Source organism: Klebsiella sp. D5A (assembly GCF_001620885.1).
Taxonomy (GTDB): Bacteria; Pseudomonadota; Gammaproteobacteria; order Enterobacterales; family Enterobacteriaceae; genus Klebsiella; species Klebsiella variicola.
Genome location: NZ_LOAR01000009.1, coordinates 46,197 through 62,900 on the forward strand (window position 1 = coordinate 46,197; position 16,704 = coordinate 62,900).

Below are 16,704 nucleotides of genomic sequence, written 5' to 3' on the forward strand. Positions count from 1 at the left end.
AATTTGCCCCATGGATGAGGATAAATGAATCAAAGGGCCCGTCGCCGGACCCGTTATTTTTATTGCGCGTTCAGGTCGATACGTACGACGCTGTCCGGGCCTTTTGTGGAGTGGTCTTTATTGAAGGGCTGTTTGACGGTGACAAATAGCGTCTGACCATCGGCGGAAAGCAGCAGGCTGTTGGGATTGGCCGGCAGCGCCCAGCTTTTCTTCAGCGTGTAGCGGCTGGCGTCAAGGCTGATAACCTTGCCGGATTCACGCTGCGAAATATAAATTTCGTGGCGTTTCTTATTGAACTGCACTGCCAGCGAATCGCCGACGTCGAGCTGTTTAAGCAGCTTGCCGCTGTGGATATCCAGCACCAGAGTGGTTTTCGCTTTCGAGTTATCAGTCACAAACAGGCGGCCGGTGTCGCTATCTTCGGCCATATTAAGCAGCAGCGCTGGCTTGTCGCCCAGCGGCTTCCAGCGCTGTTCAATGCGCTGGTTATGTGGGTTGATCACCAGAATTTCACCGCTGCCGTTAGCGGCGTACACGCGACCGGTTTGTGCGGAGTAGTGCAGGCCGGTCATCCATTTACCGGTATTTTTAATCCGCGTTTTCAGCTTCAGAGTGGTGGCGTCAACCACCCAGATTTGCGCCGGGTCGGCGACCGCACCAACGTAGAGAGTATTATTCAGCAACAGCAGCTGACGGGCCCCATAAGGGCGACCTTTTTCGTTGCGCTCGCTGAACAGCAGGCGGTTTTTTACCTTGCCGGTGGCGGTGTCGATAGCGCTGATGCCGCCGTCAAGCGAATTGCTGACATACAGCGTTTTACCCTCCGCAGAGAGCTGTAAAGCGAAGTTTTTCAGATCGGTGTGCGTCAGGCCGATGGTATTGAGGGTGTGCGGATCCAGTGTGTAGACCGCCCCGCCCTGCACATTTTTAAAGCCTTCGGCGCTGGCGACGTACAGCGCATCACCCTGCGGGCTTAACGCCATCTCGTACAGCCCTTCCGCTAGCTGGCGCTGCAGCGGTTGCGCCACGTTAGGGGCTGGCGAGTCGACAACCGGTTGGGAAACGGCAGAGGAATGAGGCGTCGCGCAGCCGCTTAACGCCGCGCTGATGGCCAGCGTCAACGTCGGAAGTGTGTATTTCATTGGATCAACCCTATAAAAAATCAATGACCCGATGGACGCGCAGCGGCCGATATTGTCTGTTTCCAGCCTGCTGTCTTTACGTCACCCTACGCCTTCGCGACTCTTAGTGAACGACTCACTGGCGCAGCTCGAACCTTGCCAAAATTACGAATGAAAAAGAGAATGAGAACTATACTCATTATCCAATGTCAAACAAGTCCTGGCGGGCAAAAAAGATAATCTGCTGATTTTTTTTACGGCAATGGCGGATTACGAGGGGAAGACAGGATCCGTGACGGGAAAAGAGTCCCGGAAGCGATGCCGTGCACCGCCCGGGTTGCAGGCCAGAAGGCACACGATGTGTTGCCCATCTGGCGCAAAGCGACACATGACAGCGCTATGTCGCTGAACGGCGATTAATAGCGCACCATCACCGACTTCAGCTCCGTATAATCATCGATAAACGCGCTGCCGAATTCGCGCCCGATGCCCGAGCCCTTCATGCCGCCGAACGGTACCGCCGGGTCGAGGAAGGTATGCATATTGACCCACACGATGCCGGCGTCAATCGCCTCCGAGTAGCGCAGCGCCTGGCGAATATTATCGGACCAGACGCTGGCCGCCAGGCCATATGGCGACGCATTGATCCGCGCCAGCGCCTCTTCTTCACTGCGATAGCCGATAAAGCTGCATACCGGACCGAAGGTCTCCTCGCGCATCAGGGTGCTCTCTTCGCTGCGGACTTTAACCGCCGTCGGCTGCAGGAAATACCCCTCTCCCGGCAGCGCTTCGCCGCCGCAGACGATGGTATCCCCCTCGTCGCGCGCGGTCTGGATCAGTTTGAGCACTTTCTCGTACTGCTGGCGGTTAGCCAGCGGCCCCATCAGCGTCCGTTCATCCAGCGGCGATCCCGGCGCGAAGGCGCTGAGCTTGTCTTTCAGCAGCGCCAGCACCGCATCCAGTTTGCCCTGCGGCAGATAAAAACGCTCCGCAGCGGCGCAAATCTGCCCCTGGTTCAGGTAGCCGGCTTCAATAATGCCGTTGACCATCGCCTCCGGCGTCAGGTCATCGAGGAACAGCGCGGCGTTTTTGCCCCCCAGTTCAAGGGTCACCCGTTTACCTGACGCGCAGGCCGACTGCTGGACTTTTTCACCGGTGGCCACCGAGCCGGTGAAGCTCACCTTGGCGCAGGCCGGATGCGTCATCAGCCGCTGGGCAATCTCGCCGCCGGTGCCGTTGACCACGTTAATCACCCCATCCGGGATACCCACCGCTTTCGCCAGCTCCGCCACGCGCAGCAGCGTCAGCGGCGTATACTCGCTCGGTTTGAGGACGATGGTGCAGCCGCAGACCAGGGCCGCCGCCAGCTTCCAGATGGCAATCATGATGGAGAAGTTCCACGGCACGATGCCGACCACCACCCCCAGCGGCTGGCGGCGGGTGAAGGCGGTATATTTCTCACCGTTCATGGAGGGGAGCGAGACATCCAGCGTTTCGCCGGTGACTTTCCCCGCCCAGCCGGCGAAGTAGCGCAAAAACGCCACCGATTGATCCAGCTCCAACATCCGCGCCAGCATGATGGTCTTGCCGGAGCAGAGACTTTCCAGCTGCGCCAGCGCTTCGCGATGCTCAGCCAGGGCATCCGCCAGCTTCAACAGCAGCGTACCGCGCGCCAGCGTCGGCATCTCACGCCACTGACTGAACGCCTGGCGGGCGCTCTCCATGGCGCGATCCGCCTGATCCACATCCGCTGCCGTCACCTCAGCAATTGCCTGACCGGTGGCCGGGTTAATCACCGCGAACGGCGCGCCGTGGCCCGCCTCACGTTGACCGGCAATAAACTGCCCGTGTGGCTGGCGTAAAAAGGCGGTCACTTCCGCCAGTAAGGTTATCTCGCTCATCGTCAGCACCCGTTTTTTTAGCAAAGTTGGCCTATCACAGCACGGTTGCTCTGCGCCGCCCATCGTTCTAAAGAACGTCATTCTTCCGGACGATATTCAACGCCCGCATGGCGTGCTGTGATGAGGACCTTGAGCCAGGCAAGACCACAGGGTAACGCGATGAACATTAAAATCGATGCGCTGAACTACTACGGCGCGACGAAGAAATACCACCTCCATTTCCCGGCGCTGCGGGAAGATATTGAAGCCGACGTGGTGATTATCGGCGGCGGCTTCTCGGGGATTAACACCGCCCTTGAGCTGGCGGAACAGGGTATCACCAACGTGGTGGTGCTGGAGGCGCGCCATCTTGGCTACGGCGGTACCGGGCGCAACGGCGGCCAGGTGATGGCCGGTATCGGTCACGACATCGAAGCGGTGAAAAAGCACGTCGGCAAAGAGGGGCTGGAGACGCTGTTTAAAATCGCCAACCTCGGCGCGGGCATCATTCGCGAACGCATCCGCAAATACCATATCGACGCCGATTTCGTCCCCGGCTACGGCTATCTCGCCTATAACCAGCGGCAGCTCAAAACGCTGCGCCAGTGGGAGAAGGAGTTTAAAGCCGCTACCCCGGATGAAGAAATCGAACTGTATACCGGCAAAGAGGTGCAGCAGGTGGTTGGCTCCGAGGTCTACTGCGGCGCGCTGAAACATATGGGCGGCGGGCAGATCCATTCGCTCAATATGCTGCTCGGTTCGGCGCAGGCCGCCCATTCGCTGGGGGTAAAGATCTTCGAATCCTCGCCAGTGGTGGAGGTGAATTACGGCAAACAGGTGCGGGTACGCACCGCGATGGGCAGCGTCAAAGCCGCCAAACTACTGTGGGCCTGCGACAGCTTCCTCAACAATATGGAGCCGGAGATCTACAACAAGACGCTGGTGACCTACTCCTATCAGGTGTCGACCGAGCCCCTTTCCGATGAACTGATCGAGCGCATCAGCCCACTGCGCGGCGCCTTCAGCGATATTCGCCCGGTGATTAACTACTACCGCGTCACCCGGGAAAATCGCCTGTTGTTCGGCAGCGCGACTCGCTTTGTGGAATATACGCCGAACGATTTCGCCGCCTGGAATCGCACCCTGCTGGCGGAGGTCTTCCCCTATCTGAAGGATGTGAAGATCGATTTCGCCTGGGGCGGGCCGATGGCCTGTAGCGCCAACCTGTTCCCGCAGATCGGAACCCTACGCGATCACAACAACGTCTTTTACGTCCAGGGGTACTCCGGCTTCGGCGTCACCCCGTCGCACATCGTGTGCAAAATCCTCGCCGAAGGGATCAATGGCGGTTCCGACCGCTATCGCCTGCTGAGCAGCATCCCCCACGCGACCATCCACGGCCGTGACAGCCTGCGCTTGCTATTAGTCACAGCCGGAAAATTGATGCATCAAACCGCCGGTTTCTGGAAAGGCCGGAGTTAACCAGGAGAACGCTATGCACGCTTTTAAACTTAAACACCCGGTACCTGACCTGCAGCCGATCGGCAGCGTCAGCCTGCTCGGCGCGACGCCGACCGCGGGAGACCCGCAGGTGGCCGGGGCGATGATCTACGGCGAGCCGCAGGACGCCTTTACCTGCGGACTGTTTTCGTCCACTGAGGGGAGCTTTACCATGACCTATCCGTTTACCGAGCATGCCACCGTGCTGGAAGGCGAAGTGGAGCTGACCGTCGCCGGTGGCGAGCCGCAGCGCTTTGCGCCGGGCGACAGCTGGTTTGTTAAACAGGGCACCGAAGTGGAGTGGAAAATCCTGACGCCGCGCTTTGTGAAGCACTACCTGGCGAACGTCGAGACGCGCTAACACGCTGATAATGCCCGGCGGCGCAGGGAGCGCACAGGGGGACCCGGAGGCGGCGCATTGCGCCTTCTCCGGGCTACCAAATCGCACAGCGCTGTAGCCCCGGTAAGCAGCAGCGCCACCGGGGGTTTTGAGGCCGCCAACACCGGCGTTTCAGTCAGCATGGTGAATAAATTAAAGGCAGGCCGCACGGACCGTAGGCCGGATAAGGCGCAGCCGCCATCCGGCAGAAATACGCGCAACGTGGCAAGACGGATGGCCCCGGTTTTCGGGGTCATGTTGTTTATCCACCGCGACATTCATCGACTGCGTCACAGAATCATGCGCCGCCCTCCACCTTCCGGACGATATTCATTGAGCAGGATGCCCGCCTAAATTATGACTATCCGGGAGTGGCGCTGGCTATTCCCTGCCCTACCCCATTATTGTGCAGAGGTTGACTATGTTTAGTAACAGACTCGCCAGCCATCTTGAGCGCGGCGTCGTCGGCTTCCCGACCACCCTCGCCAGCTCCGTCGGGCTGATCATGGCCAGCCCGGTGATCCTGACGGTCACCAGCGGCTTCGGCATGGGCGGCGATACCTTCGCGCTGGCGGTGCTGCTGGCCTTTATTATGATGCAGGCGCAGGTCACCACCTTTGCCGAGGCGGCGACGCTCATTCCTACCACCGGTTCGGTGTACGACTATATCTCCTGCGGCATGGGCCGCTTCTTCGCTATCACCGGCGCGCTGTGCGCCTATCTGATCGTCCATATTTTCGCCGGGACGGCGGAGACGATCCTGGCGGGCATTATGGCGCTGGTAAACTTCGAATCGATCAACGCTCAGATGGCCGCCCACCAGAACACCTGGATGGTGGGTGTCGGCATGGTGGTGATTTTCGGCTTGCTCAACGCCATCGGCGTGGAAATCTTCGGCAAGGTCGAAGTGGTGCTGACCTTCGGCATGTGGACCACACTGACTATTTTCGGCCTGTGTGGCATTTTTATGGCGCCGGTGACTCATCTTTCCGGCTGGTTCGGCACGCCGCTGAACATCAGCGATATCAACGGTCTGTTCGGCTATATCGGCATGGCGATGTTTATGTTCGTCGGCTGCGAACTGGTGACGCCGATGGCGCCGGAGATTAAACAGGCCCACCGCACTATTCCGCGGGCGATGGCGCTGGGCCTGCTGGGAGTCGCCAGCTGCATGTTTATCTACGGCGCGGCGATCAACCGCCAGGTGGAGAATACCGTGCTCGACGCGGCCAACAACGTCCATCTGCTGGATACACCGATGGCGATCCCGGCCTTCGCCGAACGGGTGATGGGCCACGCCGGCCAGTACTGGTTGGGGGTCGGGCTGCTGCTGGCCGGCTGCGCCACCATCAATACGCTGATGGCCGCCGTGCCGCGTATTATCTACGGCATGGCACTGGACGGCGCGCTGCCCCGCTTCCTGACCTGGCTGCACCCGCGCTTTAAGACGCCGGTGATCGCCATCGCCATCGGGGTGGCGATCCCCTGCCTGCACGCCTGGTATCTGAACGGCGATCTGGACCGCATCGTGCCGCTGATCCTCGCCGCGGTCTGCGCCTGGGGCGTCGCCTATCTGCTGGTGACGCTGTCGGTGGTGATGCTGCGCATTCGCCGCCCGGACCTGCCGCGCGCCTACCGCTCGCCGTGGTTCCCGCTGCCGCAGATTATCTCCAGCGTCGGGATCATCATCGCTATCGTCAATATCACGCCACCGGGGATGGACAGCCGCCAGGTGCTGGTACCGTTCGGCATAATGCTCGGCCTGACCGCCGCTTACGCCCTGTTCTGGACGGTGTGCGTGCAGCGCGTCAATCCGTTCAAGCCGCTGGTAGTGGAAGAGGTGGTGGAGCGCGCCATCAACAATTATGAAAAACAGACCCGCGGGGAGATGACGCCAGATGTCCTCCGTCCCCTGGTTTGAGACGCCGTTAATGAACGCGGTGCAGCGCGATCTGGCGGGCTGGCCGTGCGAAAAGCTGAGCGAACGCAGCGCGCTGCTGCGCTTGAACGACGCCACCGCCGTGACCTTCAGCGTGCGTCAGAAGCGGCTGTTTATGGCCAGCATTCACAGCTGCGAGTTTGTCGTCGAGGGGCCGGTGACCCGGCCCGTGCGCGGTAACATTCGCGCCCATCAATCCGGCTGGTGGAAACGCCAGCCGATCCGCTTTATCGGCGGCAAAGGCAGCGAGGAACTCGCCAGCTATCTCAACGGTTTTCCTAATCTCCAGCAGACCTTAAGCGAGCTGGATTACCGCCGCTTTTCGCTGACCTTTGATAGTAGCGGCTGGCGCTGCAGCATTGAACCCTGGGCCGCCAGCGAAGTGGTCTGTAAAATGCCCCCGCTGCGCCGTTATCTGCGGCTGGAAGCGCAGCAGCGGATGCTGCTGCTCAGCGTGCTGGCGATGATTAATCAGGCGGTAAGTCAGTGGATGCGCGGTGGAATCGCAGAAGGGAAAGCATTGACTTCCCCGCCATCACAGCGGGGAAGCTGAGGCGTTTTATAGCAGACCAAACCGTTGCGCCAGCCGATCGATAGCCTGCCTCTGGAACTGCGCGAACTCCGCCCGCGGCTGCTGCTGCTGAATAAATTCCAGCAGCGGATCCTGGACCTCGGTACGGATACCGCTCAGCGTTTCCATCACCGCCAGGCCGCAGAACGGCACGTAGGATTCGGCGTAGCCGCCCTCGTGCACCATCACCAGTTTCCCGCCGCACAGGCGATCCGCCGCCTGCTGGACCTGTTCGGTCATCGCCCGGAAGCTGTCGCTATGTAGCTGCATCCGCGCTAATGGATCCATGGCGTTGGCGTCATAGCCGCAGGCGATAATAATCAGCTCCGGCTCAAAACGCGCCAGCGCAGGAATGACGATAGTTTCCAGCGCATAGCGCCAGCTGTCATCCCCCGCCCCGGCCAGCAGCGGAATATTAATGTTGTAACCTTCGCCCGCGCCCACGCCGCGATCGTCCTCGCCGGCGTAGCCCGGCGGGAAGCAGCCGTCCTGATGCAAGGAGATAGTCAGTACGTCGTCGCGCTGCAGGTAGATATGCTGGGTGCCGTTGCCGTGGTGAACATCCCAGTCAATGATCGCCACCTTGCCCAGCCCCAGCTGCGCTTTCGCCCGCTCGACGGCAATGGGAATATTGGCGAGGAAACAAAATCCCATCGACTGGTCCGGCAGACAGTGGTGTCCGGGCGGGCGCGACAGCGAATAGGCATTATCCAGCTCCCCCTCCAGCACCGCTTCCACCGCCGCACAGGCCAGCCCGGCGGAAAGACAGGCGATTTCATAACTGCCCGGCCCCAGCGGCGCCTCTTTGCCGAGCATGCCACCGCCGTTATCGCTGATCGTCTTGAAGCGCTCCAGATAGCTGTCGGGGTGGATCCGCCGCAGGTCCTCAAGGCTCGCCGGCGCCGCGCTGCGCAGCGCCAGCTGCGGCGTCAGCCCGGAGACGTCCATCAGGTTTTTCATCCGCCGTTTGGTCTCCGGCGATTCAGCATGGCCGCCACCGGCGGGCGGCTGCACCCACCCGCCCACCGGCAGCGTCACCGCGTGCAGGCCGGTACTGTGCCAGAAACAACGTTCATCAAAGAAGAAACCGGTTTTTCTTTTCACTCTATCCTCCCGTGGGCTAACTCTTCCCGGCGGCGGACGCCGCCGCAATCAAAATCAATGACAGCAGCGCGCAGACGCCTGCCGCCGCCAGCAGCGGGTCGGCGCTGGCAAAACGCTGCAGTAAGGCCCCGGCTAAGGCCGGACCGGCCGCCATGCCGCCGCCGATCACCAGATTGATGCTGTTCATCAGCCGGCCGTTGCTATCGAGCCCGGCCACACGGGCAAGAATAAAGGGCAGCACGAAGGTCCAGGTGAACTTAAACAGCAGCGCCGCGATGGCGTAGCGCACCAGCAGCGGCTGGCCGATCAGCAGCCCAACGCTGACGATCAGCAGGCCGTAGCCCAGCCACACCGGTAAACGATCGGCCCGCTGGGTACCCCGCAGCGCCGCGCCGCCGGCGCCGATAATGCCGCAAACCGTCGCCGCCGCCAGCACCAGACCGACCTGCGTCGGGGTTAGCCCCGCCGCGCTGCCGATGGTGCCGATAAAGGTCCACACTGCGCTGAGGCTGATATAGAAAGTGAGTACCGCCAGCACCGCCAGCGCCTGACGCCACAGCGCCGTCGACGGCTGCTGGTGGGAGGCAGAGAGCGGTTGAAAGCGCGGAGGGAAAGCGGACACCAGCGGCAAACAGCAGAGCATAATGGCGGCGAGGATCAGATAAACCACCTTCAGGCCAAAGGTCGCGAACAGGCCGGGCAGCACCAGCAGGCCAAGCATGCCTAACAGCAGTTGCCCGAGCACCCAAAAGGCGTAGACCCGCGACGGGTTCGGCGTCCCCGCCGCGCAGCTGATACACAAAATCATCAGCGTGCCGCCCGCCAGCGAGGCGAGAAAGCGCGCCGCCAGCAGCGTCTCGTACTGGGTGACCACCGCCGAGGCGAGGTTGGCGGTCAGAAACACCACCCCGGCCATCAGGGCGACCCGCCGCCAGTCGAGGCGGCTCATCCACCACCACGCCGGGAGCGTCGCCAGACTCATCGCCCCCAGCTCCGCCGAGAACAGCCAGCCGATCTGCCCAGGTTTAAGCTGCCATTCGCTGGCCAGCTGCGCCGCCACCGCCGGCGCGGTCATCAGAATACCCGGCGCAATAGCGGCAAAAATCACGATCGCCGCCAGCAAACGCAGGGAGACCACCAACCCGGCGGGCCGGGAAAGCGCATTATCAGTGAGAGGGGTACTCGACATCGTAGGCGTGCTCCGGTCAAAAAAGCCTCCCCCCGGAGGATCCTCCAGGGAGTGATACCCACAGGCATCAGGAAAACGCCGTGCTGCCACGGCGCGCGCGGGATGCGAAAGTCAGATCACAGATGCAGCGTACGCTGAGCGGCCGGCATCCAGGTTCGGGAAACCAGTTCGGTACGATTGACGACTTCGGTCTTGGCGAAAATGTTGCGCAGGTGCGTTTTTACCGTCGAGAGCGAGATATCCAGCTGGCGGGCAATCAGCTTATTGCTGGCGCCTTCGCGCACCATGCCGACGATTTCCCGCTCTTTCGCCGTCAGGATGGCGGGCAGGTCATCGTCTTCCTGCAGACAGTCGCGAATGGCCAGCTCCACCAGCGGCAGCACCGCCTGAGCCCGCTGGCGCTCTTCGCTGGAGAAAGGCACGTCGCGCATCAGCGAGATACCGGCGATGATCCGCCGCTCGCGGCGAATAAAGATCTCGGTCATGTCGCGTACGTTATTCGGCAACATGAATTCATGATAGTAATGGCGGTTGCGGTCGCAGAGCCGCGGCGTCATCGCCGCCACGGTGGTGTTCTGGTGGCTAAAATGCGAGGGCAGAAGCGGATCCAGCGGCTGGAAGTTTTCCAGATATTGTTGGTGCGTATTATCGGAAATATTATGCAATATATAGCTTTCGGGTTTTAAACGATTATTTACTCGATAAAAGACCGCTGAAGTCAGTGGAATTAGCTGGGAAATAGTCTGTAAACAACGGGCTATTATCGCATCATTACGGCTGGCTTTTAACAAAGCAGACATGATAGGGCCTCCCCGTCGAGATGATGGTACATGACACATGGATGACTACTGATAATTGAAGCATACATTTCACATTTAAGTAACACAATCATTAACATATTAACAATGTGATAGCCGTTACATAATTTTCAACAAACCATTGTTATATAAAGCATTTAAAAAACACACCCGCCATGCTTTACGATAGCCGCGTTAAAATATAAACAAAAAAGATTAACACCCGGCGTACCTGCCCCTGGTGATAAAAAAAACCTATCCCCGACGCGTCATTCTCATCCTAAAGAACGATGGATTTCTGTTTTTTTTCACTTATACCCTTAACAGGATGCAATTAATTTTCGCCGCGGCGTAATCATGTGATGACGCCTGACCCGCTGTTGCCGAAATAATGAGAACGGCGCCCTGTGAGAGAGATCCATTAACCGCCACGGCTATCGTTCTTCCGGACGATAGCCGGGACCTGACGCGCTTTTTAAGGTAATCGAAGACCCCATAACAGGAGAGAGCGAATGGCGAGAGTCGTGGTGATCACCGGCGGTGGAACCGGAATTGGCGCCGCCTGCGCGCGGCTGATGTGCGCCGCGGGCGACCGGGTGTTTATTACCGGACGGCGCGAAGCGCCATTGCAGGCTGTCGCCGATGAGACCGGCGCGACAGCGCTGGTGGGCGATGCCGCCGACGGCGAGGTCTGGGGTCAGCGGCTGCTGCCGGCGATCCTCGACCAGGCTGGCGGTATTGATGTCCTCATCTGCAGCGCCGGCGGGATGGGCAACAGCCCCGCCGCCGAGACCAGCGACAGCCAGTGGCGCGAGGCGCTGGACAGCAATCTCACCAGCGCGTTCGCCAGCGTTCGCGCCTGTCTGCCCTCGCTCATTGCCCGCCGAGGCAATGTCCTGTTTGTCGCCTCCATCGCCTCACTCGCCGCCGGGCCGCAGGCCTGCGGCTACGTCACCGCCAAACACGCCTTAATTGGCCTGATGCGTTCCGTCGCCCGCGATTACGGCCCACAGGGGGTACGCGCCAACGCCATCTGTCCCGGCTGGGTCACGACGCCGATGGCGGATGAAGAGATGCGCCCGCTGATGCAGGCAGAAGGGCTATTGCTGACGGAGGCTTATCAGCGGGTCTGTCGCGATGTTCCGCTGCGCCGCCCCGCCAGCCCCGAGGAGATAGCCGAGGCCTGTCAGTTTCTCTGTTCGCCGCAGGCCGCCATCATCAGCGGCGCCACGCTGGTCGCCGACGGCGGCGCCAGTATCGTCGATGTTCCCACTCTGGCGTTTGCCTAACGCCCTACTCTGTTCAGGAGCCCCTATGACTTCAGAAGCCGTATTTATCCAGGTCGGCGCGCTGGCCGATGGTTTTGCGCCACACGGTAATTTACTCGCCACCACCAGCCTGCCCGCCGGCGAAACCTTTACTTTTTATGTCGCAGGCAGTAAGCCGCAGCAGTTGGTTATCGAAGATGACCAGACGCTCAGCTGGAACGACAAGCGCGCGCCCTGGCGGGCAACCGCCCTGCGCCCGGACATTCTGTTTATCGACTTCCTTGACCCGGAGCGGGATAACGCCAGCATTAGCGCGGTATGCAACCTGACACAGCGCAACGCCACCCTGGTCTACGGCCAGCTGCCGGACGAAGCCGCCGCGCGGCTGGACGCCTTCAGCCGGGTGGAGCAAGGCCTGCCGCTGACCGCGGTAGAGGCACGGTTTGTTTTTGCCCGCCTGGATGAGCAGTCGGGGCCGCTGCCGGACTTTACCGATGCGCTCATTGGCATGCGCAATCAGTACACCTACAGCCCGACCGAGCGCTATGAGCACATCTATCTCAACGACAATTTTTACACCTGGCAGTGTCTGGACGGTGTGGAAAAGGGGCTGGCGGATGTCGATCGCTGCCACTATGTGCAGGTGGCTGAGGATCTCTATCTGTTCGTCTGGCGGGAGAAAATCATTCCCACGCTGGGGGTGATCCTGATCGATCTGCAGCAGATGCGCACCGACGGCAAGATCATGGGCTATCAGGGCAGCGATTTCGGCGCCCTCAGCAATTTCCCGGTCGGCGCCAGCGCGAAGATCCTCAACGTCACCCGCCATCAGGAATAAAGGGGCGCCGCCGGGCACGCTTTCAGGCACCACACCCGTCATTTCGCCGGGTGGCGGCTGCGCCTGACCCGGCCTACGGTCCGAGCAGCCAGTCATTAATTTACCCACTTGTGCGACTGAAACTGCCGGTGCTGACGGCCTCAAAATCGCTGAGACGTTCCCGGAAGGCCGGGGCAGCCCGCATGGATGCGGGCTGAGGGCCGTGTTTTGCACGGACGCTGCCTCGGCCCGACCCGAAGCCTGCAGGGAAAAGTCGAAGGTACCCCGCAGTGGCGATTTTGCTGGCCGGAGCCCGGGGGTACAGGGGGCGGCGGCGACTGGCCGCCCCCTGTGCGCTCCCTGTGCCATGAGTGACATAACGCAGAAAAAATATCGGGAGCGCAATCAGCCCGGAAATAGCACAGGAGTGGTAGCCCTGCTAAGCGCAGCGCGAGCAGGGGCATTTCCGGTTGCGCCGTCATTTCGCCGGGTGGCGGCTGGCGCCTTAACCGGCCTACGGTCCGCGTCATGTATAGCCCTTCTCCCTCTCCCCGCCGGGGAGAGGGAGTGACTCAGGCGCTGGCGCTGTCCAGTCGCGCCACTTGCTCCGCGCTCAGGCTCAGCGCCGCCGCGCGGGCAAAACTCTCCACCTGAGCCACGCTGGTGGCGCTGGCGATCGGCGCGGTCACGCCTTCGCGGCCGATCAGCCACGCCAGGGCCACCTCAGCCGGCTTCGCCCCCTGCTCGTCCGCGACCGCCACCAGGGTATCGATAATCCGCATCCCGCGCGGATTCAGGTACTTACCAATCCCCCCTCCGCGCTGGCTCTGGGCCAGATCCGACGGCTGGCGGTACTTACCGGTTAAGAACCCGGAGGCAAGGCTGTAGTAGGTCACCACCCCGATATCGCGGCTGACGCAGAGATCGCACAGCGCGCCTTCAAACGCGGAGCGGTGGTAGAGGTTATATTCCGGCTGCAGCACCTGCCAGGCAGGCAAGCCGCCTTTACGCGCTACCTCCAGCGCCCCCGCCAGCTGCATCGCATCCAGGTTAGAGGCCCCCATGGCGCGGATTTTTCCAGCCTGCTGCAGGCTGTGGAAAGCCTCCAGCGTTTCCTCCACCGGGGTTTGCGGATCCGGCCAGTGGGAGAAGTAGAGATCAATGTAGTCGGTATTCAGGCGGCGTAAGGAGTCATCTACCGCCTGTTGGATCCAGGCTTTGCTGAGCCCTTTATGGCCGGGTAGGCCTAAATCGGAGCCGACTTTGGTGAAGATTTTGACCTTATCGCGCATGCCGGGGCGCGCCTGCAGCCAACGACCGATGATGGTTTCGGATTCGCCGCCCTGGTTGCCTTCCGCCCAGCGGGAATAAACATCCGCCGTATCGATAGCGTCAAAACCGTGGTCAACAAAAGCATCAAGAAGAGCAAAACTGGTTTTTTCATCGATGGTCCAGCCAAAGACGTTGCCGCCAAAGACTAATGGGGCGATGGAAAATCCGGTTTTACCCAATGGACGTGTCATCATGCCGAGTACTCCTTAGCTTATATTCTGCTTCCCTCAGGTAACCGCAGGGGTCAGGAGAGGAGGTGATTGGATAATCAGAAAAGGAATCTTACGGCGGGCGCTCCACGCCCGCAGGTACACTCAGACATTATGTCCCGGAATAAACATCAAAGCTAAAATATTTGCCGGCTAATTTTTTATAGGTGCCATCGGCAAGAATCTTCGCAATGGCACCGTTAATTTCCTGACGCAGTGCCTCATCGTCTTTACGCAAGCCGATCGCCGCCCCGGCGCCAAACAGCGTATCGTCCTGCAGATGGCCGCCGACAAAGGCGAATTCCTTACCCTGCGGCTGCTGCAGGAAGCTGTAGTCGGCCATCATCCCGGAGAGCACTGCGCCGTCGATGCGCCCGGACTCCAGGTCACGCACCACGCTATCGGCCCCCTGGTAGGCCACAATGTTAATCCCCTGCGGCCGCCAGTGCTGGTTAACATAAGTCTCCTGCGCCGAGCCCTGCTCCACGCCGATGGTTTTGCCCTTCAGCTGTTCCGGCGTATTGCCCTGCAGGGTATTTTTACGCGCCACGAGGAACACCGGCCCGTTATATAGCTTGTCGCTAAAGGCAATCTGCGCTTTGCGCTTCTCGGTCATGTACATCCCGGAAAGGATCGCGTCGAATTTACGCGCCTTCAGCGCCGGGATAATGCCGTCGAAATTGCTTTCCACCCACACGCATTTCGCCTGCAGCTGCTGGCAAATGGCGTTGCCTAAATCGATATCAAACCCCGCCAGCTTGCCCTGCGGATCTTTCCATTCAAACGGCGCGAAAGTCGGGTCGACGCCGAAGCGGATCTCCTTTCCCCCTTCGGCCAGCGCCGACGTCGACGCCATTAATGCCAGCCATAGCAACAGTGATTTTTTCATTCGCGTTCTTCTCCAGAGATTAGCGACAGTGCTTTTCCACCAGGCGAGCGAACAGCGTCGCGCCGGTGGTGATAATGTCATCGTTAAAGTCGTAGCCGGGGTTGTGCACCATGCAACCGCCCTTCTCCCCTTTCTCACCGTTGCCGAGCAGGAAGTAGCTCCCTGGGCGTTCGCGCAGCATAAAAGCGAAATCCTCGCTGGCGTTCATCGGCGAGACCGACTCCAGTACCCCTTCGCGGCCAAACACTTCCAGCGCCAGCGCCCGGGCGAAATCGGTCTCTTCAGGGCTGTTGGTTAATACCGGGTAGGAGTCGTACACCTCCACTACGCTGCTGGCGCCATAGCTTTTGGCGGTAAAGTCAGCGAGCTCGTGAATACGCTTGATCAGCAGATCGCGAATGTCCGGCTTCATCGCCCGCACGCTCAGCTCCATCACCACGCTCTCCGGAATGACGTTGGAGGCGATACCGGCCTGGAAGGTGCCGACGCTGACCACTGCCGTTTCCCCCGGCGGCACGTTGCGCGCCACGATGCTCTGCAGGGCCATCACCAGCGCCGCACCGGCGACGATCGGGTCGACGGTTCGCTCCGGATGGGCGCCGTGGCCGCCGTAGCCGGTAATCGTAATTTTGACGGTGTCCGCCGAGGCCATAAAGTTGCCGGCATAGAAGCCCAGCTTGCCCACTGGCAGCCCTGGCATGTTGTGCAAGCCAAAGATGCGTTCGCAGGGGAACTGCTCGAACAGCCCGTCTTTAATCATTAAATCGGCGCCGCCGATAGCCTCTTCCGCCGGCTGAAAAATCAGATGCACCGTGCCGTTAAACTGGCAGGCCGGCGAGGCGATGTATTTCGCCGCCGCCAGCAGAATGGTGGTATGGCCGTCATGGCCGCAGGCGTGCATTTTTCCGGGTACCGTACTGGCCCAGGGCAAATCAGTAGTTTCATGGATCGGCAGCGCGTCCATATCGGCGCGCAGGCCAATAGTACGCGGCGAGTCGCCCTTGCTCAGGCTGCCGACGACGCCGGTTTTACCGAGGCCGCGGGTGACCTGATAGCCCCACTCCGCCAGTTTGCCAGCCACCAGCTCACTGGTATTAAACTCTTCCAGACTTAATTCCGGATTGGCATGTAAATAATGACGGATAGAAATCATTTCATCTTCCGTCGCTTTAATTTCGGGGATTACATAATCACTCATGCCGTTCTCCGGGAAATAAATTAAGGACTTAACACGGTAACGTGGTGGAAACTTTATGCAAGCAGCATTTCTAATACCTGGAATGAACTCATCTTATTTAATAATCCGCACATTACAGAGTAATAAATAATAAAAATAGTGAAATTTAAAAATAAACGTTTATTTTATGGAGGATTTACCGTTATTTAACCTACCATTCCCGACCATATTCAGATTTAAATAAAATAAACGTGTATGAAATTACAGACGCTTTCCCTCGCCGCCATCGTCATGCTAGCGGGCTGCAGCGCGCAGGGCGATACCGCCAGCCAGCAGCGGGCCAGCATCCAGAAGATGCGCAGCGAAACCCTCAACAAGCTTTACGCCCTGCAGCCTGAGGCCCGCAGTGATATTCAGCATGCGAAGGGGTATGCGGTGTTTGCCAATAACAGCAGCAAGATCCTGCTGTTCGGGTTTGGCAGCGGTTACGGCGTGGTGCGGAATAAGGCCACCGGGAAGGATACCTATATGA

Annotated in this window: 14 protein-coding genes; 6 read left to right on the plus strand and 8 right to left on the minus strand. The window is 59.9% G+C overall.

The window, feature by feature from the left end; translation table 11 throughout:
* Window positions 1–59 precede the first annotated feature (59 nt).
* Window positions 60–1,142: a YncE family protein gene (locus AS136_RS14490; RefSeq protein ID WP_022065420.1), complete on the minus strand. Its 1,083-nt coding sequence runs from the start codon at window positions 1,140–1,142 to the stop codon at window positions 60–62.
* Window positions 1,143–1,537: 395 nt separating this feature from the next.
* Window positions 1,538–3,022: an aldehyde dehydrogenase family protein gene (locus tag AS136_RS14495; RefSeq protein WP_063106182.1), complete on the minus strand. Its 1,485-nt coding sequence runs from the start codon at window positions 3,020–3,022 to the stop codon at window positions 1,538–1,540.
* 159 nt (window positions 3,023–3,181) lie between these two features.
* Between AS136_RS14495 and AS136_RS14500 the strand changes: the two genes are divergently transcribed.
* The 4 genes from AS136_RS14500 (at window position 3,182) to AS136_RS14515 (ending at window position 7,372) form a co-directional block, all read left to right on the plus strand.
* The gene (locus tag AS136_RS14500) at window positions 3,182–4,483 is read left to right on the plus strand and encodes an NAD(P)/FAD-dependent oxidoreductase (RefSeq protein ID WP_012542535.1); all 1,302 of its coding nucleotides are present in this window, start codon (window positions 3,182–3,184) and stop codon (window positions 4,481–4,483) included.
* Window positions 4,484–4,496: 13 nt separating this feature from the next.
* Entirely contained in the window at window positions 4,497–4,862 is a 366-nt protein-coding gene (locus AS136_RS14505; protein ID WP_002892824.1) for a cupin domain-containing protein, read from the plus strand.
* Window positions 4,863–5,301: 439 nt separating this feature from the next.
* The gene (locus AS136_RS14510) at window positions 5,302–6,801 is read left to right on the plus strand and encodes an APC family permease (RefSeq protein WP_004183276.1); all 1,500 of its coding nucleotides are present in this window, start codon (window positions 5,302–5,304) and stop codon (window positions 6,799–6,801) included.
* Complete coding sequence (locus AS136_RS14515) at window positions 6,779–7,372, plus strand: DUF3156 family protein (RefSeq protein WP_016160426.1); 594 nt, start codon at window positions 6,779–6,781, stop codon at window positions 7,370–7,372. The genes AS136_RS14510 and AS136_RS14515 overlap by 23 nt, the downstream gene beginning before the upstream one ends.
* Window positions 7,373–7,378: 6 nt before the next feature.
* On the opposite strand, the gene AS136_RS14520 is transcribed toward AS136_RS14515, so the two are convergent.
* The 3 genes from AS136_RS14520 to AS136_RS14530 form a co-directional block, all read right to left on the minus strand.
* Window positions 7,379–8,494, minus strand: coding sequence for a class II histone deacetylase (locus AS136_RS14520; protein ID WP_063266811.1), 1,116 nt, complete (start codon window positions 8,492–8,494; stop codon window positions 7,379–7,381).
* A 16-nt stretch (window positions 8,495–8,510) separates the two neighbouring features.
* On the minus strand, window positions 8,511–9,683 hold the full coding sequence (locus AS136_RS14525; RefSeq protein ID WP_012542539.1) for an MFS transporter: 1,173 nt from the start codon (window positions 9,681–9,683) through the stop codon (window positions 8,511–8,513).
* 116 nt (window positions 9,684–9,799) lie between these two features.
* A complete protein-coding gene (locus AS136_RS14530) occupies window positions 9,800–10,483 on the minus strand; it encodes a response regulator transcription factor (RefSeq protein WP_012968769.1) in 684 nt (227 codons plus the stop codon).
* Window positions 10,484–10,992: 509 nt separating this feature from the next.
* Here AS136_RS14530 and AS136_RS14535 point away from each other — a divergent pair.
* On the plus strand, window positions 10,993–11,769 hold the full coding sequence (locus AS136_RS14535; RefSeq protein WP_063266812.1) for an SDR family NAD(P)-dependent oxidoreductase: 777 nt from the start codon (window positions 10,993–10,995) through the stop codon (window positions 11,767–11,769).
* Between the two features lie 25 nt (window positions 11,770–11,794).
* On the plus strand, window positions 11,795–12,586 hold the full coding sequence (locus AS136_RS14540) for a MoaF C-terminal domain-containing protein (RefSeq protein WP_008805511.1): 792 nt from the start codon (window positions 11,795–11,797) through the stop codon (window positions 12,584–12,586).
* 551 nt (window positions 12,587–13,137) lie between these two features.
* Here AS136_RS14540 and AS136_RS14545 read toward each other — a convergent pair.
* The 3 genes from AS136_RS14545 to AS136_RS14555 form a co-directional block, all read right to left on the minus strand.
* Window positions 13,138–14,091, minus strand: coding sequence for an aldo/keto reductase (locus AS136_RS14545; protein WP_012968772.1), 954 nt, complete (start codon window positions 14,089–14,091; stop codon window positions 13,138–13,140).
* 127 nt (window positions 14,092–14,218) lie between these two features.
* Window positions 14,219–14,995, minus strand: coding sequence for an ABC transporter substrate-binding protein (locus AS136_RS14550; protein WP_002892707.1), 777 nt, complete (start codon window positions 14,993–14,995; stop codon window positions 14,219–14,221).
* Between the two features lie 19 nt (window positions 14,996–15,014).
* On the minus strand, window positions 15,015–16,193 hold the full coding sequence (locus tag AS136_RS14555) for a M20 aminoacylase family protein (RefSeq protein ID WP_012542544.1): 1,179 nt from the start codon (window positions 16,191–16,193) through the stop codon (window positions 15,015–15,017).
* Window positions 16,194–16,704: the final 511 nt, after the last annotated feature.